The 23,977-nt window shown below is 64.6% G+C and carries 23 protein-coding genes; 12 read left to right on the forward strand and 11 right to left on the reverse strand.

Features of this window, described 5'->3' with window-relative positions; genetic code table 11:
- Window positions 1-16: 16 nt before the first annotated feature.
- Window positions 17-1,123: a 5-(carboxyamino)imidazole ribonucleotide synthase gene (locus tag HZZ16_RS09465; RefSeq protein WP_197948196.1), complete on the reverse strand. Its 1,107-nt coding sequence runs from the start codon at window positions 1,121-1,123 to the stop codon at window positions 17-19.
- Complete coding sequence (gene purE / locus HZZ16_RS09470; protein ID WP_197948197.1) at window positions 1,120-1,608, reverse strand: 5-(carboxyamino)imidazole ribonucleotide mutase; 489 nt, start codon at window positions 1,606-1,608, stop codon at window positions 1,120-1,122. The genes HZZ16_RS09465 and purE overlap by 4 nt, the downstream gene beginning before the upstream one ends.
- Before the next feature lie 142 nt (window positions 1,609-1,750).
- Here purE and HZZ16_RS09475 point away from each other — a divergent pair, with 142 nt between their 5' ends.
- Window positions 1,751-2,458 (forward strand): GGDEF domain-containing protein, encoded by a 708-nt coding sequence (locus HZZ16_RS09475; RefSeq protein ID WP_197948198.1) that lies wholly within the window; start codon window positions 1,751-1,753, stop codon window positions 2,456-2,458.
- A 97-nt stretch (window positions 2,459-2,555) separates the two neighbouring features.
- Here HZZ16_RS09475 and HZZ16_RS09480 read toward each other — a convergent pair whose 3' ends face one another.
- From HZZ16_RS09480 to HZZ16_RS09490, 3 genes are all read right to left on the reverse strand, one after another.
- Window positions 2,556-2,807: a hypothetical protein gene (locus HZZ16_RS09480; protein WP_197948199.1), complete on the reverse strand. Its 252-nt coding sequence runs from the start codon at window positions 2,805-2,807 to the stop codon at window positions 2,556-2,558.
- Window positions 2,808-2,829: 22 nt separating this feature from the next.
- Window positions 2,830-3,048, reverse strand: coding sequence for a hypothetical protein (locus HZZ16_RS09485; RefSeq protein WP_197948200.1), 219 nt, complete (start codon window positions 3,046-3,048; stop codon window positions 2,830-2,832).
- 128 nt (window positions 3,049-3,176) lie between these two features.
- Window positions 3,177-3,383, reverse strand: coding sequence for a YdcH family protein (locus HZZ16_RS09490; RefSeq protein ID WP_008546179.1), 207 nt, complete (start codon window positions 3,381-3,383; stop codon window positions 3,177-3,179).
- Window positions 3,384-3,712: 329 nt separating this feature from the next.
- On the opposite strand from HZZ16_RS09490, the gene HZZ16_RS09495 reads away from it, so the two are divergent.
- Entirely contained in the window at window positions 3,713-3,895 is a 183-nt protein-coding gene (locus HZZ16_RS09495; protein WP_008546178.1) for a YdcH family protein, read from the forward strand.
- A gap of 157 nt (window positions 3,896-4,052) precedes the next feature.
- Here HZZ16_RS09495 and HZZ16_RS09500 read toward each other — a convergent pair whose 3' ends face one another.
- Window positions 4,053-5,156 carry an NAD(P)/FAD-dependent oxidoreductase gene (locus HZZ16_RS09500; RefSeq protein WP_197948201.1) on the reverse strand — a complete coding sequence of 368 codons (1,104 nt, stop codon included), beginning with the start codon at window positions 5,154-5,156 and terminating at the stop codon, window positions 4,053-4,055.
- Window positions 5,157-5,358: 202 nt separating this feature from the next.
- Here HZZ16_RS09500 and HZZ16_RS09505 point away from each other — a divergent pair, with 202 nt between their 5' ends.
- The 5 genes from HZZ16_RS09505 (at window position 5,359) to HZZ16_RS09525 (ending at window position 12,612) form a co-directional block, all read left to right on the forward strand.
- Window positions 5,359-8,043, forward strand: a complete 2,685-nt coding sequence (locus HZZ16_RS09505; RefSeq protein ID WP_197948202.1) for an EAL domain-containing protein — start codon at window positions 5,359-5,361, stop codon at window positions 8,041-8,043.
- Between the two features lie 137 nt (window positions 8,044-8,180).
- Window positions 8,181-9,659, forward strand: a complete 1,479-nt coding sequence (locus tag HZZ16_RS09510; protein WP_197948203.1) for a glycerol-3-phosphate dehydrogenase — start codon at window positions 8,181-8,183, stop codon at window positions 9,657-9,659.
- A gap of 52 nt (window positions 9,660-9,711) precedes the next feature.
- Window positions 9,712-10,884 (forward strand): ABC transporter ATP-binding protein, encoded by a 1,173-nt coding sequence (locus HZZ16_RS09515; protein WP_197948204.1) that lies wholly within the window; start codon window positions 9,712-9,714, stop codon window positions 10,882-10,884.
- Window positions 10,881-11,795, forward strand: a complete 915-nt coding sequence (locus tag HZZ16_RS09520; RefSeq protein WP_197948205.1) for an ABC transporter permease — start codon at window positions 10,881-10,883, stop codon at window positions 11,793-11,795. The genes HZZ16_RS09515 and HZZ16_RS09520 overlap by 4 nt, the downstream gene beginning before the upstream one ends.
- A 4-nt stretch (window positions 11,796-11,799) precedes the next feature.
- Window positions 11,800-12,612, forward strand: coding sequence for an ABC transporter permease (locus HZZ16_RS09525; protein WP_197948206.1), 813 nt, complete (start codon window positions 11,800-11,802; stop codon window positions 12,610-12,612).
- A gap of 99 nt (window positions 12,613-12,711) precedes the next feature.
- Here the strand turns inward: HZZ16_RS09525 and HZZ16_RS09530 are convergent, their stop codons facing one another.
- The 4 genes from HZZ16_RS09530 to HZZ16_RS09545 form a co-directional block, all read right to left on the reverse strand.
- Entirely contained in the window at window positions 12,712-13,563 is an 852-nt protein-coding gene (locus HZZ16_RS09530) for a carbohydrate ABC transporter permease (protein ID WP_197948207.1), read from the reverse strand.
- Complete coding sequence (locus HZZ16_RS09535; RefSeq protein WP_197948208.1) at window positions 13,560-14,432, reverse strand: carbohydrate ABC transporter permease; 873 nt, start codon at window positions 14,430-14,432, stop codon at window positions 13,560-13,562. The genes HZZ16_RS09530 and HZZ16_RS09535 overlap by 4 nt, the downstream gene beginning before the upstream one ends.
- Before the next feature lie 93 nt (window positions 14,433-14,525).
- Window positions 14,526-15,911 (reverse strand): ABC transporter substrate-binding protein, encoded by a 1,386-nt coding sequence (locus tag HZZ16_RS09540; RefSeq protein WP_197948209.1) that lies wholly within the window; start codon window positions 15,909-15,911, stop codon window positions 14,526-14,528.
- A 194-nt stretch (window positions 15,912-16,105) separates the two neighbouring features.
- Window positions 16,106-17,086, reverse strand: coding sequence for a LysR family transcriptional regulator (locus HZZ16_RS09545; RefSeq protein ID WP_197948210.1), 981 nt, complete (start codon window positions 17,084-17,086; stop codon window positions 16,106-16,108).
- Window positions 17,087-17,204: 118 nt separating this feature from the next.
- Here HZZ16_RS09545 and HZZ16_RS09550 point away from each other — a divergent pair, with 118 nt between their 5' ends.
- Window positions 17,205-18,278, forward strand: coding sequence for a 4-oxalomesaconate tautomerase (locus HZZ16_RS09550; protein ID WP_197948211.1), 1,074 nt, complete (start codon window positions 17,205-17,207; stop codon window positions 18,276-18,278).
- 55 nt (window positions 18,279-18,333) lie between these two features.
- Entirely contained in the window at window positions 18,334-19,719 is a 1,386-nt protein-coding gene (dctA, locus tag HZZ16_RS09555) for a C4-dicarboxylate transporter DctA (protein WP_197948212.1), read from the forward strand.
- 20 nt (window positions 19,720-19,739) lie between these two features.
- Here the strand turns inward: dctA and HZZ16_RS09560 are convergent, their stop codons facing one another.
- Window positions 19,740-21,638 carry an AsmA family protein gene (locus tag HZZ16_RS09560; RefSeq protein WP_197948320.1) on the reverse strand — a complete coding sequence of 633 codons (1,899 nt, stop codon included), beginning with the start codon at window positions 21,636-21,638 and terminating at the stop codon, window positions 19,740-19,742.
- Window positions 21,639-21,922: 284 nt separating this feature from the next.
- Between HZZ16_RS09560 and HZZ16_RS09565 the strand changes: the two genes are divergently transcribed.
- Genes HZZ16_RS09565 through HZZ16_RS09575 form a run of 3 tightly spaced genes read left to right on the forward strand, consistent with a single transcriptional unit; the run spans window position 21,923 to window position 23,956 of the window.
- Window positions 21,923-22,630 (forward strand): CoA transferase subunit A, encoded by a 708-nt coding sequence (locus tag HZZ16_RS09565; protein ID WP_197948213.1) that lies wholly within the window; start codon window positions 21,923-21,925, stop codon window positions 22,628-22,630.
- A gap of 18 nt (window positions 22,631-22,648) precedes the next feature.
- Window positions 22,649-23,299 (forward strand): CoA transferase subunit B, encoded by a 651-nt coding sequence (locus tag HZZ16_RS09570; RefSeq protein WP_197948214.1) that lies wholly within the window; start codon window positions 22,649-22,651, stop codon window positions 23,297-23,299.
- 21 nt (window positions 23,300-23,320) lie between these two features.
- Complete coding sequence (locus HZZ16_RS09575; protein WP_197948215.1) at window positions 23,321-23,956, forward strand: GNAT family N-acetyltransferase; 636 nt, start codon at window positions 23,321-23,323, stop codon at window positions 23,954-23,956.
- Window positions 23,957-23,977: the final 21 nt, after the last annotated feature.

Genomic DNA, 23,977 nt, shown 5'->3' on the forward strand with positions numbered 1-23,977 from the left:
CTTTGCTGCGATCCCGTCACGTGTCCCGGAGCTGCCTGACTTCGGTCACGTGGCCCATCTTGCGGCCGGGGCGCGGCGCGCCCTTGCCGTAGATGTGCACGGTCGCGCCCGGCACGCCGAGCCACTTTTCGTAATCGTTGATCTCGTCGCCGATCAGGTTGGTCATGGTGACGACCTCGCCGTGGCGCACCGGCTTGCCGAGCGGCCAGCCGGCGATGGCGCGGATGTGCTGCTCGAACTGCGAGACCGAGGCGCCGTCGAGTGTCCAGTGCCCGGAATTGTGCACGCGCGGCGCGATCTCGTTGACCAGCACCTTCGGTCCGGTGCCGTTGGCGAGCACGAACATCTCGACCGCGAGCACGCCGACATAATCGAGCGCGCTTGCGATCCTGCCGGCGATGCTGCGCGCCTCCTCGGCGAGCGCATCAGGGATCGACGCGGGCGCACGCGATATCTTCAGGATGTGGTCGCGGTGCTCGTTCTCGGTGACGTCGAAGCACTCGACCTCGCCCGTGGCGGAGCGCGCGGCGATCACGGAGATCTCGCGCTCGTAGGGAACGAAGGCCTCCAGGATCGCCGATTTGGTGGCGAGGCTGGTCCACACTTTCGCGATGTCGTCACCCTCGCGGATGATGGCCTGGCCCTTGCCGTCATAGCCGAAGCGGCGGGTTTTCAGCACCGCCGGAAGGCCGATCCTGCCGACCGCCTCGCGTAGCGAGGCGACAGAGGTGACGTCGGCATAGGCGGCAGTGCCGATCCCGAGCTTCGTCACGAAATCCTTCTCGGCGAGCCGGTCCTGGGTGGTCTCGAGAACCTTGCGGTTGGGCAGCACCGGGCGGCGCGCGTCCAACACCAGCGCCGCCGCCGCCGGAACGTTCTCGAATTCGTAGGTGATGACGTCGACATCGTGTGCGAACAATTCGAGCGCCTCGACGTCGGCATATTCGGCGCAGGTCGCGTTCAGCACGACATCGAAGGCCGGCGAATCCGGATCGGGTGAGAACACCTGGCAGCGCAGGCCGAGCCGCGCCGCCGCCATGGCCAGCATCCGGCCCAATTGTCCGCCGCCGAGGATTCCGATGGTGTCACCGGGCTTCAGCTTCACGTGCCTGGTGTCCGTCACGCCGTGTCCTCCGGGCGCTCGGCGACCGCCTCGGTCTGCGCTTTGCGCCAGGCGGCGAGGCGATCCGACAGGGCCGGGTCGGACAATGCCAGCACGGCGGCTGCCAGCAGCGCGGCATTGATCGCGCCGGCCTTGCCGATGGCGAGGGTGCCGACCGGGATGCCTGCGGGCATCTGCACGATCGAATAGAGCGAATCGACGCCTTTGAGGGTCTTGGATTCGACGGGAACGCCGAAGACGGGGAGTTCCGTCAGCGCCGCCGCCATGCCGGGCAGATGGGCGGCGCCACCAGCGCCGGCGATGATGACCTTGTAACCCGCGGCCTTGGCGCCCTTGGCGAATGCGAACAGCCGGTCGGGCGTGCGGTGGGCCGAGACGATGCGGCTGTCGGCAGCAATGCCGAGCACGTCAAGCGTGTCGGCGGCGTGCCGCATCGTGTCCCAGTCCGACTGGCTTCCCATAATGATGGCGATCGGCGCGGTCATGACGTCAATTGTGCCCAGAAAAACAGAGAGATAGGCCAGATTAACGATTCCGGCCGGCGGCTCGCAAGGCGGTGGCAAGGAGAAGGGAATCCACTATCCTGTCTTGGTGAATCCCCGCAAGCCTTCATTGAGCAGGATGCCCATGAAGAAACCGAAAAGGGCGAGCCCTGCGAAGGCCGGAAAGGGCCGGAACATCAGCGCCGGCCGATCCAAAGCCGTTTTGAGCCGCGCAGCCAAACCGGCCTTGCGCAGAGCGCCGGCTGCCGATGACAGCAAGGCGATCATCCGCGCCCTCAGGAGCAAGCTCAAGGCAGCCCTGCTGCGGATCTCGGAGCTCGAGGCGGCCGCCGATACCGATTTCCTGCTCGGGATTCCCAACCGGCGCGGTTTCGAGCGCGAGCTCGCCCGCGGCATCGCCTATATGAAGCGTTACCGCGCCAACGGGGCGCTGATCGTGCTCGACGTCGATCGGCTGAAGCCGATCAACGATTCCTTCGGTCATGCCGCCGGCGATGAGGTGCTCAAGGCGATCGTCGCCACGCTGACGCGGCAGGTGCGCGCCTCCGACGTGGTTGGCCGGCTCGGGGGCGACGAGTTCGCGCTGCTGCTCTGGAATCTGAGCGAGACCGATGCCAAGGCGAAGGCCGCGGCCTTGGAGCAGGCGATCGACGAATTGTCATTCGTTTTTCGCGGCCAGCACGTGACCGCGGGCGCCTCGGCCGGCGTCGCCCTGCTCGGTCCGCAGTCCGCTGCAGGCCGCGCCCTGGAGGAGGCGGATGCCGCCATGTATGTGCGCAAGGCGCACCGCCGGCACGAGCCGCGGATCAGGCTGGTCGGCGGCGAGCGCTAACGCATGATCCGGACCCGAGGGGCCGCGTCAGCGCAAAAAGGATCATGCTCAAACAAGGCCTAAAGCGCGATGACGATCCATCCAGATCTCATCGCGCTTAGAGCGTCGCAAGATCTTCCGGCACGTTGCCGAACTTGCGCAGCAGCGTTGCGTCGCCGAATTCGCCCGTCATGGGATCGCCGCTGCGGCTGAACGCGACCGCGCCGATATGGCCGGCGCCGCGCGCCAGACTCTCGGCGCGTCGTAGTGCCGCCGTCGAGGACTGGCATTCCTCTGCCGCGCCTGCAACGGGTGATCCGTCGTCATCGATCAAGAAGGGCATTGCAACGTAATAGGTCACATCCGACATGGCGTTGCTCCAATGTTGAAGATCAGGCGGCGCTGCTCTTGCTCCGCATCTTGCTGCGCGAGCTCTCCGGAATGCAGCCGGCGGAAATCGCTGCCTGCAATTCCTCCAGCTCGGCTTCCAGATACTCGTTGGCCATGATCAGCGCCTTGATGGTGCTGCGCAGATTGCCGTCGCACATCGCGATCGCCTGATCGCAGGCCTGTTCATAATGGCTGTTGTCGAAAAGGGCGGCTGCCGACATCTGCGTTGTCCTCGTGTGTTGTGGTTGGGCGTTCTCTGAGGTGTTGGGGTGCCCGCGAATGTTCCTATTTTGTTCTTATTGAGTCAAGGGGATTCGGAGACAGCGGGCGCCGCAAGACCGGCTCACGCTCAGGCGATGATGTCAGGGGTTATCTGGTCTTCGATGAACGCGATGCGGTCGCGCAACAACAGCTTGCGCTTCTTCAGCCGCTGTAACCGCAACAGGTCGGGGGCGGGCGATTGATGCAACGCATCGATCGCCGCATCGAGATCTCGGTGTTCCTGCTGCAACCGGGTGAGCTCGGCTTCGAGCTCACGCTCATCTTCATTGGTCATGTCTGCGGTGGCCGAAAACCGATAGGCGTGAGATCTGGGCTGTGGATGCCCTGTGGAAATTATCGTCCTTGCGCCGCGTGATCGCAAGCGATCTGCGATCCCCCGTCGCCGATCTCCCGCAACATATTTCTGAGACGAGCTGCGGCATTGCGCCGGCGCATTGATATCATGGATTTTTCCGGCGTGGTTCCCTTAGTCACGCTTCGTTACATATGAACTTTCAAAAATGACGCTGCGGCGACGGATACCCATCGACAGGACGAATCGGTGATGTAGACTTGGGCGTCCGGATCGAATCCTAAGGTTCAACCCTACCGAGGAGGTTTCGAATGACAATTCAGGCACATCTGGTTGAATTGGAACGGAAGCACAAACTTCTCGAAAACGAATTGCACGAAGCTCTCGTGCACCTTTCAACAGACGACCTGCAAATTGTTGAGTTGAAGCGCCGGAAGTTGATGGTCAAGGACCAGATCGAGCGTCTGAAGCAATCTGGCGACACGCTCCACTAGTAACCCCCGCGACAGTGTAGAGTTGATCACGTCCTTCACGCAGGGATGAGAGCATTCGTGCTCATCCCTGCTGCAACGTGTGCACCGTGCAACACGTTTGCGCGGCGCCTGCTTGGACGCGTGGTCTTGGCGCGCACGCTGCTCGCTTTTCGAAACGCTAGGTGTCTGCGAGCTCGGCGACGTGATCGGCGATCGCGAGCGAGGACGTCAGTCCCGGCGATTCGATGCCGAACAGATTGATCAGGCCTGCAACGCCGTGATCGCGCGGGCCCTGCATCAAGAAATCCTGCGTGGCGACCGCCGGCGGCACGATCTTCGGGCGGATGCCCGAATAGCTCGGCATCAGCGCGCCGTCGGGCAGCGTCGGCCAGTATTTGCGGATCGCGGGATAGAAGCGCTCGGCGCGCGAGGGATCGACCTCGTAGTCGATCGTCTCGATCCATTCGACGTCAGGCCCGAAGCGCGCCTGTCCTGCCATGTCCAGCGTCAGGTGGACCCCCAAGCCGCCGGGCTCGGGCACCGGGTAGATCAGACGCGAGAACGGCGCCTTGGCGTTGCAGCTGAAGTAATTTCCCTTGGCGAGATAGGCCGGCGGAATCCGGTCCAGCGGCATGCCGTCGATGCTGCGCGCCACATGCGTTGCCGACAACCCCGCGGCGTTGACGAGGAGGCTGCATTGCAGCGTCATCGGTGCCTCGCCGCCGGCATCGATCTCGATGAAGCCCGCCGCCGCCTTGGCGCGGATCAGCGGGGTGTGGAACGCGAAAGCCGCGCCGGCGTCCTCGGCTTCGCCGCGCAGCGAGAGCATGTAGGCGTGGCTGTCGATGATGCCCGTCGACGGTGACAGCAGCGCGGCGTCGCAGGCGAGCGCCGGCTCAAGCGCGCGTGCGGCCTCGCCCGAGAGCAGCTGCATGTCGAGCACGCCGTTGGCCTCGGCATGCGCCTTGATCGATTGCAGCTTCTCGGTCTCCTTCGGACTGGTCGCGACGATCAGCTTGCCGCAATTCCTGTGCGGGATGCCGCGCTCGGCGCAGTAGCGGTACAGTGCGTGCTTGCCGGCCACGCACATGCGCGCCATCCAGCTCCCGGCCCGGTAGTAGATGCCGGCATGGATCACCTCGCTGTTGCGCGAGGAGGTGACGGTGCCGATCGCCTCGGCTTCCTCGAGCACGATCACCTCGCGCCCGGCCTGGGCGAGCTTCCGGGCCACCGCGAGCCCGACTACGCCGGCTCCGATGACGACGCAATCGACCCTATCCATGGTTGTGCAGGATAACGGTTGGGAGCACTGGTGGCGCATGGCCCGGGACCGGCGGGGCAGGCGGGGCTTCCGTTAAGATGGCGTTTATCATGTCAGGGCAATTGCCGTATTTCACGTGACATTATTCTGTTGTTCCCACAGGCGTTTACCCGATCCAAACCCGCGAGGCCAGACAATCCGACGTTGAAATCGCGGGTGGCTGATGGCTGAGAAGAACTGGCACGTGGGCAGCACGCTTTCGATTGCTGTGCAGACCCTCCTATGCCTGGCCGGGGCGGGCGCGCCTGCGCGCGCCTTTGCGGCATCCGACAGCCTTGCCGTTCCGGGCGATCTCACCAGGCTCGATCCCGGCGTGATCTGGGAAGCCCTGATCGCCGGCATCGTGGTCTGCGCGTTCCTCGCCGCCATCGGGCTGTGGATCCATTCCTCACTGCGCCGGTCCAGGCGTTTGCAGCTGCGGCGCAACGCCTTCATCTCCTCCGCCATGAACAATCTCAACCAGGGCGTGGTGATGACGGATGCGCAGCACCGCATCATCTTCTGCAATGACCGCTATCTCGAGATCTATGGCCTGACGCGATCCGACCTCCGGCCCAACATGACCGGCTACGACATCCTGAGGCTGCGCCGCGAGCGCGGAGTGCTCGGCGTCACCGATGACGAATTTTACCAGAAGGCGGCAAGCGCGAACGGCCTGATCACGGAGCTGCCCGACGGACGGGCCATCCTGGTGAAATATTTCGTGCTGCCGAACGGCGGTTCGGTGGCGACCCATCTCGACGTCACCGAGCAGCGCAGGCTGTCGCGGCAGCTCGCCTCCACCAAGCAATTCCTGGAATCGGTGCTCGACCATGTGCCGGCCTGCGTGGCGGCCAAGAACATCGAGGACGGCTGCTACATCTTCGCCAACAGCGCCTATGAGAAGTTCTGGGGATTGTCGCCGGACTTCGCCGTCGGCAGGAATGCGCGGGAGCTGTTTGCGGCGACCTCGGCGGCCAGCATCGAGGCGGCCGACCAAGCGGCGCTCGATTCGCCGGATGGCCAGTACCGCAATGAGTTCGAGGTGGATCGTGCCGATGCGCGGCGCATGGTCGCCTCGATCCGGATCGTGGTCCGCAACGAGAGCAACAAGCCCGAATTTCTGCTCATCGTGTTCGAGGACATCACCGACCGCCGCTCGCTGTCGCAGGAGCTGGAGAGCACCAAGAAGTTCCTCGAGCTCGTGGTCGACAACATCCCGGTTGCACTGATCGTGGAGCAGGTCAAGGACGGACGCTATCTGCTCGCCAACCGCAGCGCGGAGACGATCCTTAACCGCAGGCGGGAGGAAGCCACCGGCCTGACCGCGTCCGACATCTTCAACGCCAAGGAAGCCAAGCTGATCGTCGCGCGCGACGAGGCTGCGATCAAGAAGCGCGGGATGATCACCGAGGAGCATCCGATCTCCACCAAGGATGGCCTGCGGCTGTTCCTCACCCGCCGCGCCACTGTGGTCAATGATGCCGGCGAGCCGCAATACCTGATCAAGACCCACGAGGACGTCACCGACCGCCGGCAGACCGAGTCGCGCATGGCGCACATGGCCTATCACGACGGCCTCACCGATCTGCCCAATCGCGCCGCCTTCCTGCAGGCGCTGACCCAGATGATCGAGGCTTGCGAGGGCACCCGCGAGGAGTTCGCCGTACTCTGCGTCGACCTCGACGGCCTCAAGGAGGTCAACGACGTCTTCGGCCATGCGCTCGGCGACAAACTCCTGATCGAGGTCGCCCATCGGCTCCAGGATTCCGCACGCGGCGGCGTGGTGGCGCGCCTGTCCGGAGACGAGTTCGGCCTGATCATCGACGGCAAGCAACCCGAGGCCGGCCTCGCGCTGGCGCAGCAGATCGGCGAAGCCGTCGCGAAGGATTTTCAGATCGACGGCCGGCCGGTCCGCGCTGGCATCACCACGGGCATGTCGGTCTTCCCCCACAATGGCACCGATGGCGCCTCGCTGCTCGCCAATGCGGGCGCGGCGCTGTTCCGCGCCAAGCAGAAGTCGCGCGGCACGATCAGCCTCTACCAGCCCGAGATGGACCAGCAGATCCGCGACCGCCGCGTGCTGCACCAGGACCTCTCGATGGCGGTCAAGAACGGCGAGCTCTCGCTCGCCTTCCAGCCGCAGGGGGCCGCGGGCCACAGCGTCGCCGAGAGCGAGATCATCGGCTTCGAGGCGCTGGCGCGCTGGCAGCATCCGGTGCGCGGCCAGGTTTCGCCGGCCGAATTCATTCCGATCGCCGAGGAGAGCGGCCTCATCGTCGAGATGGGCGAGTGGATCCTGCGCGAGGCCTGCCGCGAGGCGGCGTCCTGGCCGAAGCCGCTGCAGGTCGCGGTCAATCTGTCCCCGGCGCAGTTCATGCACGGCGACGTGGTCGGCCTCGTCCATTCGATCCTGATCGAGACGGGCCTTGCACCCGGCCGGCTCGAGCTTGAGATCACCGAGGGTGTTCTGATCGAGGATTTCGATCGCGGCCTTGCGCTGCTGCGCCGCCTGAAGGCGCTCGGGGTGCGCATCTCCATGGACGATTTCGGCAGCGGCTATTCCTCGCTGAGCTATCTCCAGGCGTTCCCGTTCGACAAGATCAAGATCGACCGCGCCTTTATCATCAATCTCGGCCGCAACCCGCAATCGGCGGCGATCGTGCGCGCCGTCATCGACCTCGGCCACGGCCTCGAAATGTCGATCATCGCCGAAGGCGTCGAGACGGTCGACCAGCTCGCCTTCCTCGCCAAGGAGGGGTGCGACGGGGTGCAGGGCTATCTGCTCGGCAAGCCGTTGCCGATCGGCAAATATGCCGGGCTCGTCGGCCGCGCCGAAGTCATGGAGCTTGCGCTGAAGACCGGTTAGAGCGTTTTCGAGCGAAGTGGACACCGGTTCGCGTCAAGAAAACGCGTCAGAATATGAATCTAGAGCCACCGTTCCGATTTCATCGGAACGGAAATGGCTCTAGTGATGGGAGTGCTTCGCTCCCATTCGACGGCTTCATGGCGGACTACGACCTCGCGATCATCGGCGGCGGCCTGAACGGCGTCAGCCTCGCGCGCGATGCGGCGGGCCGCGGCCTGCGGGTGATCCTGTTCGAGCAGGGCGATCTCGGCAGCGCGGCGTCGTCGGCAACACCGCGGCTGATCCATGGCGATCTCTCGGTGCTGGAGCGCCGCGGCTTCTGGCGGGTGCGCCGGGCTCTGGCCGAGCGCCGGATCTGGCTCCGGATCGCGCCGCATCTGGTTCGGCCGATGCGCTTCGTCATCCCCGCGCATGCGGACGAGCGTCCACCCTGGTTGCTCCGGGCCGGCCTGTTTCTTTATGACGCTCTCGCCGGCCGGAGCGGCCTGCCCGGCTCGGCGACCCTCGACATCACCCATCACCCGGTCGGCAACGCGCTGAAGCGCCCGTTCGGCACGGCGTTCGAATATTCGGACTGCATCGTCGACGATTCCCGACTTGTCGTGCTCACGGCGCTGGACGCCGCCGAGCGTGGCGCGACGATCCGGACCGGGGCACGCTGCGTGCGTGCCGACCGAACCGACATCTGGCGGCTCGCCGTAGTCGATCGCGGCCACCGCCGCTCCGTCACAGCAAGGGCGCTGGCCAATACCAGTGGCGGCTGGACCTCGATCGTCGCGGAGACGGTCCTGCGCCAGCCACAGCCCGCCGCGACGGCCATGCAGATGAGCCAGATCATCGTGCCCAGGCTGTTCGACTCAGACAATGTCTACGTCTTCCAGAACAGCGACGGCCGGCTGATCTTCGCAAGCCCGTTCGAGCGCGCGTTCACGCTGATCGGCACGGTCACGCATGATTTCACCGGCGATCCCGCCATCGTGGCGATGCGAGGGGCCGACGTCGGTTATCTCTGCGAAGCGGCGAGCCGCTACTTTCGCGAGCGCGTTGTCCCGACCGACGTGGTCCGGACGGTCTCCGGCGTCAATTTGAGGCCGGCGTTCGCGCGGCAACGCGAGAGCACGACCCAGTTCCACGCACGCCGGCGCAAGGCGCCGCTGATCACGATGTTCGGCGGCGACGTTACCACCTCGCGCTGGCGTGCCGAGCGGGCGGTGACGAAGCTGACGCCGTTCTACCCGATGTCGCCGCCCTGGACCGCCCGCGCTGCGCTGCCAGGTGGAGATTTCGCCTGTGACCGTTTCGACACCGAGGTCGACCTCGCACGCGAGCGCTGGCGCTTTTTGTCCGAGCCGGAAGCCCAGCGCCTGGTTGCGGCCTACGGCTCGCGATTGGCGGCCGTGCTCGGTGAAGCAAGGACACGTGAAGAGCTTGGCGCAGCCTTCGGTCCCGAACTGACCGCCGCCGAGGTGCGCTATCTCATGACCCGCGAATGGGCACGTTTTCCGGATGATATCCTGTGGCGCCGTTCCAAGCTGGGCCTGACGATGCCTGCGGCGGACCATGAAGCGCTGGCGGCGTTCATGGTGGGCGGCAGCGTTTCATCCCGAACCGGTTGAGCTAAAGACGATCGGCCGCTAGCGTGCGGCGGAATCGGGGTTGGCAGGGACCATGGCGGAAGAATTGCCCGGAACGAACGTTGCGGCTGATACGGCTGGCGGAGATGCATTTCTGGCGGCCGGCCAGCCGCTGCTCCGCATCGAGGGCGTCGCCAAGACCTTTGGCACGTTCCGTGCCGTCGACGGCGTGTCGCTCGATATCGGGGCCGGCGAGTTCTTCGCACTGCTCGGCCCGAGCGGCTGCGGCAAGACCACGCTCTTGCGCATGCTCGCGGGCTTCGAGGCGCCGGACGAGGGGCGCATCCTGCTCGGCGGCAAGGACATCGGGCAGGCGCTGCCGCATGAGCGCCCGATCAACATGATGTTCCAGAACTATGCGCTGTTCCCGCATCTGTCGGTGCGCGACAACATCGCCTTCGGCCTGAAGCGCGCCGGCATGCCGCGTGCCGACATCGCCGCGCGGGTGGCCGAGATGGTGGCGCTGGTCAAGCTCGAAGGATTGGAGAAGCGTAAGCCGGACCAGCTGTCCGGCGGTCAGCGCCAGCGCGTGGCGCTGGCCCGCGCCCTGGCGCGCCGCCCGCAGCTCCTGCTGCTCGACGAGCCTCTTGCAGCCCTCGACAAAAAGTTGCGCGAAAACACGCAGGCCGAGCTGATGGAGCTGCAGCGGCGGCTCGGCATGACCTTCATCATCGTCACGCACGACCAGGAGGAGGCGATGACGATGGCTGATAGAATCGGGGTGATGAAATCAGGCAAGCTCGCCCAGGTCGCGAGCCCCCGCGAGCTCTACGAGGCGCCGCGCTCGCGCTGGATTGCCGAGTTCGTCGGCGACATCAATCTGTTCGACGGCGAGTCCAAATTGCGCGATGGTCGTCGTCTGGTGATCGGCACGCGCGATGCTGGGGCGCTGGTGGTGGCCGAGCCGCGCGAGGCGGTCGGCACTGGAAAACTGGCGGTCGCGATCCGCCCCGAGAAGGTCAAGCTGTCACGCCATGGCCCGGTCAGCGAGGCCGGTCGTGAAACGGCGATCAACACCCTCGACGGCGTGATCGCCGACATCTGCTATCTCGGCGGCACCACCACTTACAAGGTGAAGCTCGACACCGGCGGGATGCTGCAGGCGTCGGTCGCCAACAGTGCGCGGCTCGACGTCGACGCCTACAGCCTGAACCAGCATGTCGTCGCCTGGTTCACGCCTGATGATTGCGTGGTGCTGCAATCATGAGCTCGCGCCGCATCTTCGCAAGGCCGGCGCGCTTTGCTGCGATCGCGCCCTATGTCTGGATGGCGCTGTTCTTCCTGGTGCCGTTCGCCTTCGTGCTCAAGATCAGCCTGTCGCAGACCGCGATCGCGCAGCCGCCTTACGAGCCGGTGTTCGACCTGACTGCCGGATGGGATGCGCTCAAGGCGGCGTTCGCTGCGCTCTCGGTCGACAATTTCAGGCTGCTCGGCTCCGACGATATCTACGTCTTCGCCTATGTCCGCAGCCTCACCGTCGCCCTCACGGCCACCGCGCTGCTGCTCCTGATCGGCTATCCCATCGCCTATGGCATGGCGCGTCTGCCGAAGCGCTGGCAAGCGGTGGCGATGATATTGGTGATCGTGCCGTTCTGGACCTCGTTTCTGATCCGCATCTATGCCTGGATCAACATCCTTCAGCACGACGGCTTGCTGAACCAGATCCTGCTCGCGCTGCATCTGGTCAGCCAGCCCGTGGTGTGGCTCTCGACCGACACTGCGATGTATATCGGCATCGTCTATTCCTATCTGCCGTTCATGATCCTGCCGCTCTACGCAACGCTCGCCAAGATGGAGCCGGCGCTGGAAGAGGCGGCCGCCGATCTCGGCGCGCCGCCGTGGCAGGTGTTCTGGCTCGTCACCTTCCCGCTGTCGCTGCCCGGCGTCGGCGCCGGCGTGCTCTTGTGCTTCATCCCTGTTGTCGGCGAGTTCGTGATCCCCGACCTTCTGGCCGGCTCCAACGCGCTGATGATCGGCCAGACCCTGTGGCTCGAATTCTTCACCAACAAGGACTGGCCGGTTGCCTCCGCTGCGGCGATAGTGCTGCTGGTCGTGCTGCTGGTACCGCTCTTGCTGTACGAGCGGGTGCAGAAGCGGCAGCTGGAACAGGGAAGGTAGCGCGATGCGCAAGGTCTCCCGCCTGTCCCGCTTCAACATCGCCTCGCTGGCACTCGGGCTGGCATTCCTCTATTTGCCGATCCTGATCCTCGTTCTCTACTCCTTCAACGCCTCGCGCCTGGTGACGGTGTGGGGCGGCTGGTCGCTGCGCTGGTATCATGAGTTCTTCAACGACCGCGCCATGATCGAGGCGGCATGGATGAGCCTGCGGGTTGCCGTCGCCTCCGCGACCATCGCGACGCTGCTCGGCACGCTGGCCGCGGTGGCGCTCTCGCGCGGTGAACGCTTTCGCGGTCGCACCCTGTTCTCCGGCATGCTCTACGCGCCACTGGTGATGCCGGAGGTGATCACCGGATTGTCGCTGCTCTTGCTGTTCGTCGCGCTGAACGCCGAGCGCGGTTTCTGGACGGTGACGGTCGCCCACACCACGCTGACCATGTGCTTCGTCGCGGTGGTCGTGCAGTCGCGCCTCGGCTCGCTCGATCGCTCGCTGGAGGAGGCGGCGATGGATCTCGGCTGCGATCCGGTGCGAGCGTTCGTCGCCGTGACGCTGCCGCTGATCGCGCCGGCGATCGTCGCCGGCTGGATGCTGGCGTTCACGTTGTCGCTCGACGATCTCGTGATCGCGAGCTTCACCACCGGCCCAGGCTCGGCGACGCTGCCGATCCGCATCTATTCGGAGGTGCGGCTCGGCGTGAAGCCCGAGATCAACGCGATCTGCACGCTGGTGATCGCGCTGATCGCAGTCGTCATCGTCATCGCCTCGCTCGCTTCGAAACTGTCGAGCTCGCAGGGCGAGAGCGCGGCGCCGCTGTAAGCCGATCGCCATTGCGAGGAGCGTAGCGACGAAGCAATCCAGAGTGTTCCCGCGGGGGCGTTTCTGGATGCCTCGCTTCGCTCGCAATGACGGCGGTTGCTACGACTTCACCGCGCCCGCCGTGAGCCCGCCCACCATGTAGCGGCGGAAGGCGTAATAGACCGCGGCCGGCGGCAGCGCGTAGATGAAGCCGGTGGTCATCAGCAGCTCCCACGGCGAGTCGTCGGCGGCGAGGAAGTTGCCGAGCGCGACGGGGAGGGTGATCTCGCGGTCGTTCGACAGCAGCAGGAACGCGTAGAGATATTCGTTCCAGGCCAGCAGCACCGCATAGGTGCCGATCGCGACCAGCGAGGGCATCATCAGCGGCAGGTAGACCAGGCGGAAGATCTGCAGCGTGGTGGCGCCGTCCATCACCGCGGCTTCGTCGAGCTCCACCGGCAGCTTGTCGGAGGCCTGCTTCAGCACCCAGATCGCGTAGGGGCTCGCAATCGTCACCATGGCCAGGATCAGCGACCAGTGATTGTTGAGCAGGCCGTAATTGCCCATAGTGCGATACATCGGCACCGCGAGGAACGCCGCCGGAATGAAATAGGTGAACAGCGCGAGGTTCAGCACCGCGCGTCCGCCCGGCACCTTCAGCCGCGAGATCGAGAACGCGGCTGCGGTCGCGATGAACAGCGTCAGCACGCCGACGGAGACTGCGATCAGCGTCGAATTCCAGAACTGGACGTAGAAGTCGCGCAGGAAGTAATGCTGCTGCTTGAACACGATCTCGAAGTTGTGCAGCGTCGGATGGTCGGGCCACAGCTTGCCCGAGAACGCGTCTTCCTTCGGGGAGATCGCGAACAGGAACATGTGGTAGATCGGGATCATCGTCCACAGGAAGACGGGAATGCCGATCAGCAGCAGCCGCGCTTCCGTCGCGACGTCACGGAGAGAGGGGAGCTTCATCGCGACAACCGTTTCATCATGAAGTAAACGAGCGGCAGGACGAACGGCATCGCGCAGACGATGGATGCCATCGCGAGCGAGAGCTGGTCGAGCCGGAGATAGCGGATGCCGAGCGTGGCCAGCACGTGCGTGAGGTCGGCAGGTCCGCCGCCGGTGAGCAGGTAGACGCTGTTGAAATCGCCGAGCGTCCAGATCATCGAGAGCAGCGTGCAGGTGACGTAGAGCGTCTGCATCGACGGCCAGGTGATGTAGCGGAATTTCTGCCACCAGCTCGCGCCGTCGACCTCGGCGGCCTCGAACAGATCGTGCGAGATCGCAAGGCGTCCGGTGATCAGGATCAGCGTCCAGAACGGCAGCGACTTCCAGATATGCACGGCGATCGCCATGGTCAGCGCCACGGTGGGATCGTTGAGCCAGTTCGGGCCGTCATCGCCGGTGAAGGAGAAGATGAAGTGGTTGATCATGCCCCATTCGGGATTGAGCATGAAGCGCACCGACAGGATGGTCGGGATCGACGGCACCGCCCAGGGCAGGATGAAGATCACCGAAAGCCATCTGATCCAGGTGCGCTGCTGCGCGAAGAAGCCGGACAGGAACAACGCGATCAACATTTTGACGTTGATGCCGATGACCAGGAAGATCAGCGTGTTGATTGCGGCGCGCGCGAAGATCGGGTCGTTGTACAGCGCGACATAGTTCGACGGAGCCCGCGCCAGCCACAGCCCGTAGCAGACGGGATAGACGACGAAGGCAAGGAAGACGAGCAGATAGGGCGCGAGCAGGATGATGCCCCAGACCTGCGCCGGGGTCAGCCGCGACGACAGGGGCGGGCCGGGAATTGCCTGATCGCCAGAGAGCGTGATCGCCATTCTTTTTGGACTCTTCAAAGAGAAGCCGGCCGCGAAACGCGGCCGGTGTTGTTCTTATACCTCTCCTCGCGCGGCGGGGAGAGCGCGGATGACCTAACCCGCGACCTGCTTGATGCGGGCGATCAACTCGTCGACGGCCTTGTCGACGGGAACCTTTTCGCTGACGACGCGGTTCATCGCCTTCGCCCACACGTTCTCGTTGTTGAGAATCGTGAACTTCCAGTTCTTGGTGAAGTCGAACGCCGCGGTGCCGCCCTTGAACTGGGCGTAGACCGCCTTGCGGTGCTTGTCAGCCTGCCAGAACGGGCTTTCCTGGCTTTCCTTCGTCACCGGGAACCAGCGGCCGAGCGCGCCCTCGATGTAGGGACGGACGTTCTCTTCCTGCAGCAGGAAGCTGATGAACTGCTTGGCCTCGGCCTTGTTCTTGGCCGCGGTGAAGACCAGTCCGGTCTTGACATCGGAGCGGTAGCGGATGGTCGAGCCATCCGGCGCCTTCGGGAACGACGCCGTGATGATGTCCTGCTCATAAGCCTTCTTGCCGGCCTCGCGCTGTTCCGGCGTGAGGTTCTGGTTCTGGGAATCCTCGAACCATTTCGCCGCGATCGAGATCGTGAAGTTATGGGTCATCACGATGGTCTTGTTGTGGAACGCGACGTTGTTGTCGGGATCCTTCCAGGTGGTCGAGGAGGGCGGGGCGCAGCCCTTGATGTAGGTGTCGGTATAGTCCTTCATCGCCTTGATCAGGTTCTCGCGAACCGTGGGATCGTCCACCAGCAGCTTGCCGTCGTCATCGACCAGCTTGACGTGGTAGGCGTCCATGAAGGTGTAGAACGACTGGAAGGAGTCGGTGGATTCCACGCCCATCGGCTGGCCGACGGCGTAGAGACGCTGGCCGGTCGCCTTGCGGATCGCCGGCTGCACCTTGTCGCACCAGAACGTCCAGTAGCCTGTCCAGTCGTTCGGGATGTCGCTCTGCTTGAAGCCAGCCTTCTCGAGCAGGTCGTTCCAGATCTGGACGTGCATGCTCTGCTGCTTCAGCGGAAAGCCGTAATAAGCCTTCTTCTTGGCGACGTCGTTGTAGAGGATCGAGGCATCCAGCGTGTTCTGGACGAAACGGCCCTTGATCGGCTCCATGACGTCGGTGAGGTCCTCGAGCTTGCCCTCATAGGCCCACTTGCCCTGTACCTGCACGTCGTAGCTGTCGGAATAGGCGACGTCGGGCACGGTGCCGGCATCGAGCGCCGCGACGGTCTTCGGAATCATGTCCTGGATCGCGTACTGCGACAATTCGACCTTGATGCCGGTCTTGGCTTCAAACTTCTTGATCGTCTCGGCGAGCGCTTCGTCCTCGGACTTGTAAAAGCCCTTGACCCACCAAACCGTAATCGTCTTTTGCTGCGCAAAGGCGGGTGCCGCGGCTGCAAACAGCCCAGCTGCGGCGACCGCCAGTGTGATTGCGCCGATAACCTTGGATTTCACGTTTTTCTCCCTCAAACGGCCGGTGTTTTAACCGGTCGTATAAAACACTAGCGCATGGCCGTCATCCGATCTAGCCGCTTCTTGTCAGACCTATGTCGCGGTTGGAACGAGGCTAAGAAGATGCGAATTCGCGCATCGATCCAAAGGCCGCATCAATACACGTCAATCAATTCGCCTCGCGCTGTCTGGCCTCGTCAGCGTTTCCCTCTGGGGTGGATCGAAGCAGCATTCGGGCTTGTGTCAGCCGATCGCGCGCGCGGCTTGCCTTGCCCGCTGGTCCGAGCAGGCGAGCGCCACGCCTCGAGCAGCATCCTGAGAAACTGGCTGGCATGAGGGGACAGAGTCGCTCCGCGCCTCCGTACGATGCCGATCGTCCGCGACACTTCCGGCTCGATCAGGCGAATGGTCTGAATGATCGGATGGCCGGCCGCGGGCGTCGCGAGCTTGGGTAGCACGGCGATGCCGAGCCCCGCTTCGACCAGGCCAAGCGAACCGGAGAGGTGAGCGACCTCATAGGACCAGTTCAGCTGCAGGCCGTGCCGCGCCAGCGCGTTGTCGATCAGCGCACGATTGCCGCTGTTGCGGCCGACGGTGATGACCCGGTGCGGCACGATCTCCGGCCAGCTGACCTGTTTGCGCGATGCCAGCGGATGGTCATGACGGCAGGCGAGGACGAAAGGATCCTCCACCAGCTTCTCGAACTCGATCTCGGCATGCGAGGCGCCGATGAAGTTGATGCCGAAATCGGCCTCGCCGCGCGCGACCGCTTCCAGTCCCTCGTTGGCACCGATGTCGAGGATCCGGATGCGAATGCGCGGATAGGCTTCGGCAAACCGGCCGATCGCGCGCGGAAGGAAGTAGAACACCGCGGTCGGCACCGCCGCCACCGAGACCAGGCCCGAACTTCGCGCGCCAATATCTTGGATGGCGAGCACCGAGGTCTCGAACTCGTCGATGAGGCGGCGCACCTTCGGCAGGAAGTCGCGGCCCGTCATGGTGAGATTGACGTGGCGCGTCGAGCGCTCGAGCAGTGGCGCACCGAGGCCTTCTTCCAGCTTCTGAATGCGCCGGCTGAGCGCGGGCTGGGACAGGTTCAGCGCCTTGGCGGTGCGGACGAAGCTTCCCGTCTCCGCCACCGTGATGAAGGCCTTGAGGTCGAGCAGTTCCGCGTTCATGGCCCTCTCCAATTATACCGATATACGAAATAATACCTCAGATATTTGCATTTCACAAAAGAGTTCTGCCGGGGGATGCTCTGGCCGGCGCGAAGTTGTCGCCGAACGGAACAGCTCTATGAACGATCAGATTGCCATTCCCTGTGTGGTTATGCGCGGGGGGACCTCGCGCGGGCCGTTCTTCCTGGCCCGCGATCTTCCGGCCGACGCAAGGTCGCGTGATGCGGTTCTGCTGTCGGTGATGGGAGGCGGACACGACCTCGGAATCGACGGGATCGGCGGCGGCAACGCCGTCATCAACAAAGTCGCGATCGTTGGACCGGCATCGGTGTCCGGCGCCGACGTCGACTACCTGTTCGCGCAGGTGCGTGTTCGCGAAGGGATCGTCGATACCTCGCCGAACTGCGGAAACATGCTGGCGGCGGTTGGGCCATTCGCCATCGAGGCCGGTCTGGTCGCCGCCGCCGCAGATCGCACCCATGTACGCATCCACAACGTCAACACCGGTAAGCTGATCGACGCGACGGTCGCCACGCCGGGAGGACGGGTGACCTACGACGGCGAGGCGCAAATCGACGGTGTGCCGGGAACGGCCGCGCCGATCGAGCTGTCGTTCCCCAACGCGGCCGGCGCACGCACCGGTCGTCTCCTGCCGACGGGACGAGCCTCCGACACGATCAACGGAATCGACGTGACCTGCCTTGACGCGGCGATGCCGGTCATGCTGGTCCGTGCGGCGGATCTGGGATGGAGCGGCCGCGAGGCCCCCTCCGACTTTGCCGACAGCAGTTTTCGCGCGCGTCTCGAGGACCTGCGGATCGAGGCCGGACGCCGGATGGGCTTTCCCAATCCCGCCTCGATGGTGATCCCGAAGCCGGTTCTGATCGCGCCCGCGAGCGGGGCGACGTTGAACGTCAGGTACTTCATGCCGCACGACTGCCACAGCGCGCTGGCGGTCACCGGCGCGGTCGCGATCGCGACCGCATGCGTCACGCCCGGAACGATCGCCGCAGAGATGGCCGGAAAGCTGGCGCCGCCGGTGCCGATCGCGCTGGCCCATCCCTCCGGCCAGCTCGTGGTCAGGCTCGAGCCGGGCCCGGTTGCCCGGGTGCTGCGGACGGCCCGGCGGATCTTCGAGGGCCACGTCTTCGCGCGCCGGTCACACGTGCCTCATTCGGTGCTGGCGGCCTGAGCCCCGCCGCCTATCGAAGCCATCACAAAAAATCAGAGCCATGGGAGAGATGAGAATGCACAAGGAAGCGCAGGTTGGCCACGCCAACATCGAAGCGGGAAAACCATTCTACCGGATTCTCTATGTCCAGGTGCTGATTGGCCTCGCGCTCGGTGTCCTCACCGGTCACTTCTGGCCTGAATTCGGTGCCGCGCTAAAACCCTTCGGCGACGGCTTCGTCAAGCTGGTCAAGATGATGATCGCGCCGATCGTGTTCTGCACCATCGTGAGCGGCATCACCAGCATCAGCGATTCCCGAGAGGTCGGCCGCACGCTGGTGAAGTCCATGGCGCTGTTCTACCTGCTGACCGTGCTCGCATTGCTGGCCGGGCTGGTCGCCGTTTGGCTGATCCAGCCGGGCGTCGGCATGCATGTTTCCGTCAGCACGCTGGATCCGTCGGTGGCTGCGAAATTCACCAAGCAGGCCAGCGCGACCGGATTTACGGAGTTCATGCTGCACATCATCCCGCATTCGTTCTTCGGAGCGTTCGCCGACGGTGAAGTGCTGCCGGTCCTGCTGATCTCGATCCTGATCGCCTTCGGCCTCAGCCGAGCCGGCGACGGAGGCGTGGTGGTGACCAAGGCGGTGACCTCGTTCTCTCACGTGCTGTTCGTGGCCTTCGGCTTCATCATGAAGCTCGCTCCGCTCGGCGCCTTCGGCGCCATGGCGTTCACCGTGGGCCGCTATGGCATCCGCTCGATCGGCTCACTCGGACTGCTGATCCTGACGTTCTACATCGCCTGTTCCGTGTTCGTGGTGGTCGTGCTTGGCACGCTGGCGCGACTGAACGGCTTCAGCCTGTGGAAGACCATCCGCTACTTCAAGGAAGAATTGCTGATCGTGCTAGGCACCTCGTCGTCGGAGCCGGCGCTGCCTGGCGCGCTGCGCAAGCTGGAGCAGCTCGGATGCCGCAAGGGCGTCTCGGGGCTCGTGCTGCCGATGGGCTATTCCTTCAATCTGGACGGCAGCGCCATCTATCTCACCCTGGCGTCCATCTTCATCGCGCAGGCCTGCGACATTCACCTGTCGTGGGGACAGATCGCCGCGATGCTCGGGCTGATGCTGCTGACGTCCAAAGGGGCGGCCGGCGTCACCGGCAGCGGCTTTGTCGCGCTTGTCGCGACGCTTTCGGTGATGCCGGATCTGCCCGTGACAGGCGTGGCACTGCTCGTCGGCATCGATCGCTTCATGTCGGAGGCGCGGGCGCTGACCAGCATGGTCAGCAATTGCGTGGCGTCCATCACCATTTCGCTGTGGGAGAATGCCTGTGACCGCGAGGTGTTGGCCCGTGAACTCGGCCAGGGCAGCACGCCTGCGGCCGCGGCCGCGCCGGCGATCGCTGCGGCGCCCCTGGTGCGGGAGGACAAGAGCTGGATTTCGACGACCCAATCGGCCGCGTGACGCCCGCGCCGGATCTTGCCCTAGTTGGACTTGGCGTTTTCTTTGGCGTTTTCCTTGGCATTCTCCGCCGTCGGCGATCCGTCGGGGCGCTTTCCGCCCCCCGTGATCCGCTGCTTGAGGAGATCGAGGAAGGGAGACGCCGCCGGCGACTGCCGGATCAGGCTTTCGGGATCGGGAAAGATCAGGGGATCGTCCCAGGGGCCCTGCACCATGAAGGGCAACTGAAAGCCGGACGCCGTGTTGAGGCTCGCCACGCCTTTCATGTCGTATTCGCGGGTCGGCACCGAGGCGGTGCCGGTCAGCGTGATCTTGGCCGCCGGGCCCTCGATGCGGATGTCTTCGGCGGTGGCGATGCCGTCGGAGAATTTCACCGAGATCGTGAGCTTGTCGTATGGCGTCGAGCCGTTGCGGAAATTGCCGCCGCCCGACAGTGGCCGCCGCTCCAGACGTTTCAGCAGCTGCTCGGCATTGAAGCCCGCGATCGCGCCGTTATGCCCGGTCACGGTGGCGCTGCCGTCGAGCGACTGCACGAGGCCGAACGGGCTCGAGCCCGAGGCGAAGAGCGAGACGTTGATATTGCCGCGGCCGGACAGCTTGTTGAGGCCGAACAGCTCGGTGGCGCAGGCCTGCAGATCCACGTCGGTGAACTGGAATTGCGCCTTGATGTCGGCGACCGTATCGGACCGCGCGATGCCGAACGAGCCCTTCGCGATACCGCCATAGACCTGCGCCTCGCCGACCGAGAGCGCCAGCGTGCCGTTGCGCAAATTGGCGCCGATCGCGGTGCGGCCGAGTCTCGTGGGCCCGACCGTCAGCTTGGCCGCCGACAGGCGCATGTCGAGGTCGGTGGTCGACAATCCCTGGAGATCGAACAGCTGCCTGTTCCACTCGCGCGCGCCGCTCGCGAGCAGGCGGAACGTTGAGATATAAGGTGTGAAGTCGAGCGCGTCGGCGGCGAGCGTGGCCTGCAGCGTCTGCCGCCCGTTATTGGCGTAGGTCATGACGCCCTCGGCGGCATTGCCGTCGAGCTCGACGTTGACATTGGTGAGCGCGATCGAGGCGCCGACGACGTTGGCGCGCGCCTTCAGCACGAAGCGGCCGAAGCCGCCGCTGCCGGGCTGCGGCTGCCCGGTCCAGCGCAGCGCGTTGCGCAAGGACGGGCTGTCCACCGTGAGCGTGCCCTCCATCATCGGGCTGGTGCGGTTGGCGACGCTGCCGTCGAAGGCGAGCTTGAGCGGCGCGCTGGCGATGCGCGCCTTCAGGCCGGATCGCTCGCCGGAGAGGGCAGCGACGAAATCGGAAAAGCTGATCGAGCCGTCGACACGCTCGCCGCGCCAGTCGAACTGCCCGGTCGCGGCAAAGGAGCGCGAGATCGAAGGCCAGGCCAGCGACAGGTCGATGTCCTCGAGCTTCTCGGTGGCATGCGTGGCAACGTCCTCGTAATCGAGCACGCCGTCCTGGATGCGGATTTCGGAGAACGAGACCTGGTTCTCGGCCCCGGGCTTCATGGTGCGTGCGATGGTCTGGATGAAGGGCGTCCAGTTGCTCTCGCCGTCCGGCTTCAGGCTGACGTGAATGCGCGGCCGCAGCAGCGTCAGGTCGGCGATCTCGAAACGTTGCAGCAAGAGCGGCAGCAGCCGCAAATTCGCGGTGAGCACGTCGACCTGGAGCGCGGGAGCGCTGGTGCCGCCGCCCTTGAGGCCGACGTCGCGGAAGGAGATGTAGCTCGCCGGAAGCACGGAGATGTCGATGCTGCCTGCCACATTGAGCTCGAGCCCGGTGACGTCGCGGATCTGCGCTTCGACCGCCTTGCGCAGCGCGTCGCGGTTGATGAGCCAGGAGGTCGCGATCAGGGCGATCAGCGCGATGCCGAGCAGCGCCGCGATCGGCGTCCCGAGGCGCTTCATTCCTTGGGCCATGGTCAATGGCATGTCCTGATCGGGTTGGTCGTTGGAGCCAGAAGGGCGGGCCGCGAAAGCTTGCGTGCGCCCAGATCCTATGGTGTTAAGTGCCGCAACTTGATGGGTTTTCTTGACGCTTTCAAGGCCGCTGCACGGTTATGCCCACGGCATGAGCAGCTTCTATCACCCAGGGGCGGAGCGGAGAACCCCGTATCATTGACGGCTTCGGACCATTTCGCCTAATAATCGCCGCCAATGAGGCACGACGCCCGCCAGCCGAAGGTTCAGTCGAGGTTTTTTGCATGAACAAGGTCTATCCCGACGCCAAGTCGGCGCTCGACGGCATTCTACGAGACAACATGATGATCATGTCGGGCGGCTTCGGCCTCTGCGGCATTGCCGAGGAGCTGTCGGACGCGATCCGGGAGTCCGGCGTCAAGGGCCTGACCGTGGTCTCCAACAATGCCGGCGTCGACGGGATCGGCCTCAGCCGCCTGCTCGAAACCCGCCAGATCAAGAAGATGATCTCGTCCTATGTCGGCGAGAACAAGCTGTTCGCCCAGCAATACCTCGCCGGCGAGCTGGAACTCGAATTCAATCCGCAGGGCACGCTGGCCGAGCGCATCCGCGCCGGCGGCGCCGGCATCCCGGCCTTCTACACCAAGACTGGCGTCGGCACGCTGATCGCCGAAGGCAAGGAAGTGAAGGAATTCGACGGCGAGAAGTACCTGATGGAGCGCGGCCTATTCGCCGACCTCGCCATCGTGCACGCCTGGAAGGGCGACACCGCCGGCAACCTGATCTACCGCAAGACCGCGCGTAACTTTAACCCGATGATGGCGACCGCCGCGAAGATCACGGTGGCCGAGGTCGAGCATCTGGTTCCGGCCGGTGAACTCAATCCCGACCACATCCACACGCCCGGCATCTTCGTGAAGCGCATCGTCGAGGTCGGCACGGCCAAGAAGCGCATCGAATTCCGCAACACCCGCCCGCGCCCCGCCGCTTAAGCGCAACAGGAGACTCATATGGCCTGGACCCGTGAACAGATGGCCGCGCGCGCCGCGAAGGAATTGCGCGACGGCTATTACGTCAACCTCGGCATCGGCATCCCGACGCTGGTCTCGAACTACATCCCCGATGGCATGGATGTCTCCTTGCAGAGCGAGAACGGCATGCTCGGCATGGGGCCGTTCCCCTATGAGGGCGAGGAAGACGCCGATCTCATCAACGCCGGCAAGCAGACGGTGAGCGAGCTGCCATCGACCTCGTATTTCTCGAGCGCGGATTCCTTCGGCATGATCCGCGGCGGCCACATGGATCTATCGATCCTCGGCGCCATGCAGGTGGCCCAGAACGGCGATCTCGCCAACTGGATGATCCCCGGCAAGATGGTCAAGGGCATGGGCGGCGCGATGGATCTCGTCGCCGGCGTCAAGCGCGTCGTCGTGGTGATGGAGCATTCGGCCAAGGACGGCCCGAAGCTGCTGAAAAAGTGCAATCTGCCGCTGACCGGCGAGCGCGTGGTCGACATGGTCGTCACCGATCTCGCCGTCTTCACCATCGACAAGCATGGCACCGGCGGCATGGCGCTGATCGAGCTCGCCGACGGCGTCTCGCTCGACGAGGTCAAGGCCAAGACCGAAGCCGAATTCCGCGTCGCGCTGAAGAATACGTAAGGTCGCCGTAAAGGGGCGCGCATGACGATACGGTCCGCGCGTCCCGAAGATGCCGAATTCATCGCACAAACCATCCTGAATTCCATGCGCGGCCACCGGCCGCGCGGCTGGTTCGACGTGGCGCTCGGCTGGCCGGAAGCGGAGTGCCTCGCTTTCGTCGCGGGCGTCGCCGTCGCACGGGCGGTGTCGATGTGGCACGTTTCGCAGTTCCTGGTCGCCGAGATCGATGGCAAGCCCGCTGCTGCACTTTGCGCCGTGCCGGCGGCCGGCACCGGATCTGCGGCATGGCGCGCGATCGAAGAGGTCAGTCTCTCAATTGGGCTCACGGCGTCAGAGCTCGACGCCATCCGCCAGCGTGGTGCTTATTCGCGAGCTTGCTGGGTCCAGGGCGGCGAGGGCGACTGGATGATCGAGCATGTCGCGACTGACCCTGCCTATCGTGGTCGCGGCTTGATGCAGGCGTTGATCGCGCATGCGCTGGACAAAGGGCGGGCAGCGGGGTTTGCCCGGACGACGATATCGTTCCTGATCGGCAACGAGCCGGCCGAGCGCGCCTACTCGAAGGCGGGCTTTGTCTTCGTCGAAGAGAAGCGCGATCCGAATTTCGAGGCAATCATCGGCGCACCCGGCTTTCGCATGTTCGCGCGGAAGATTTGAGCAGGTTGCAGGCGCCGCGAG

It is taken from the genome of Bradyrhizobium glycinis (assembly GCF_016031655.1).
GTDB lineage: Bacteria > Pseudomonadota > Alphaproteobacteria > Rhizobiales > Xanthobacteraceae > Bradyrhizobium > Bradyrhizobium glycinis.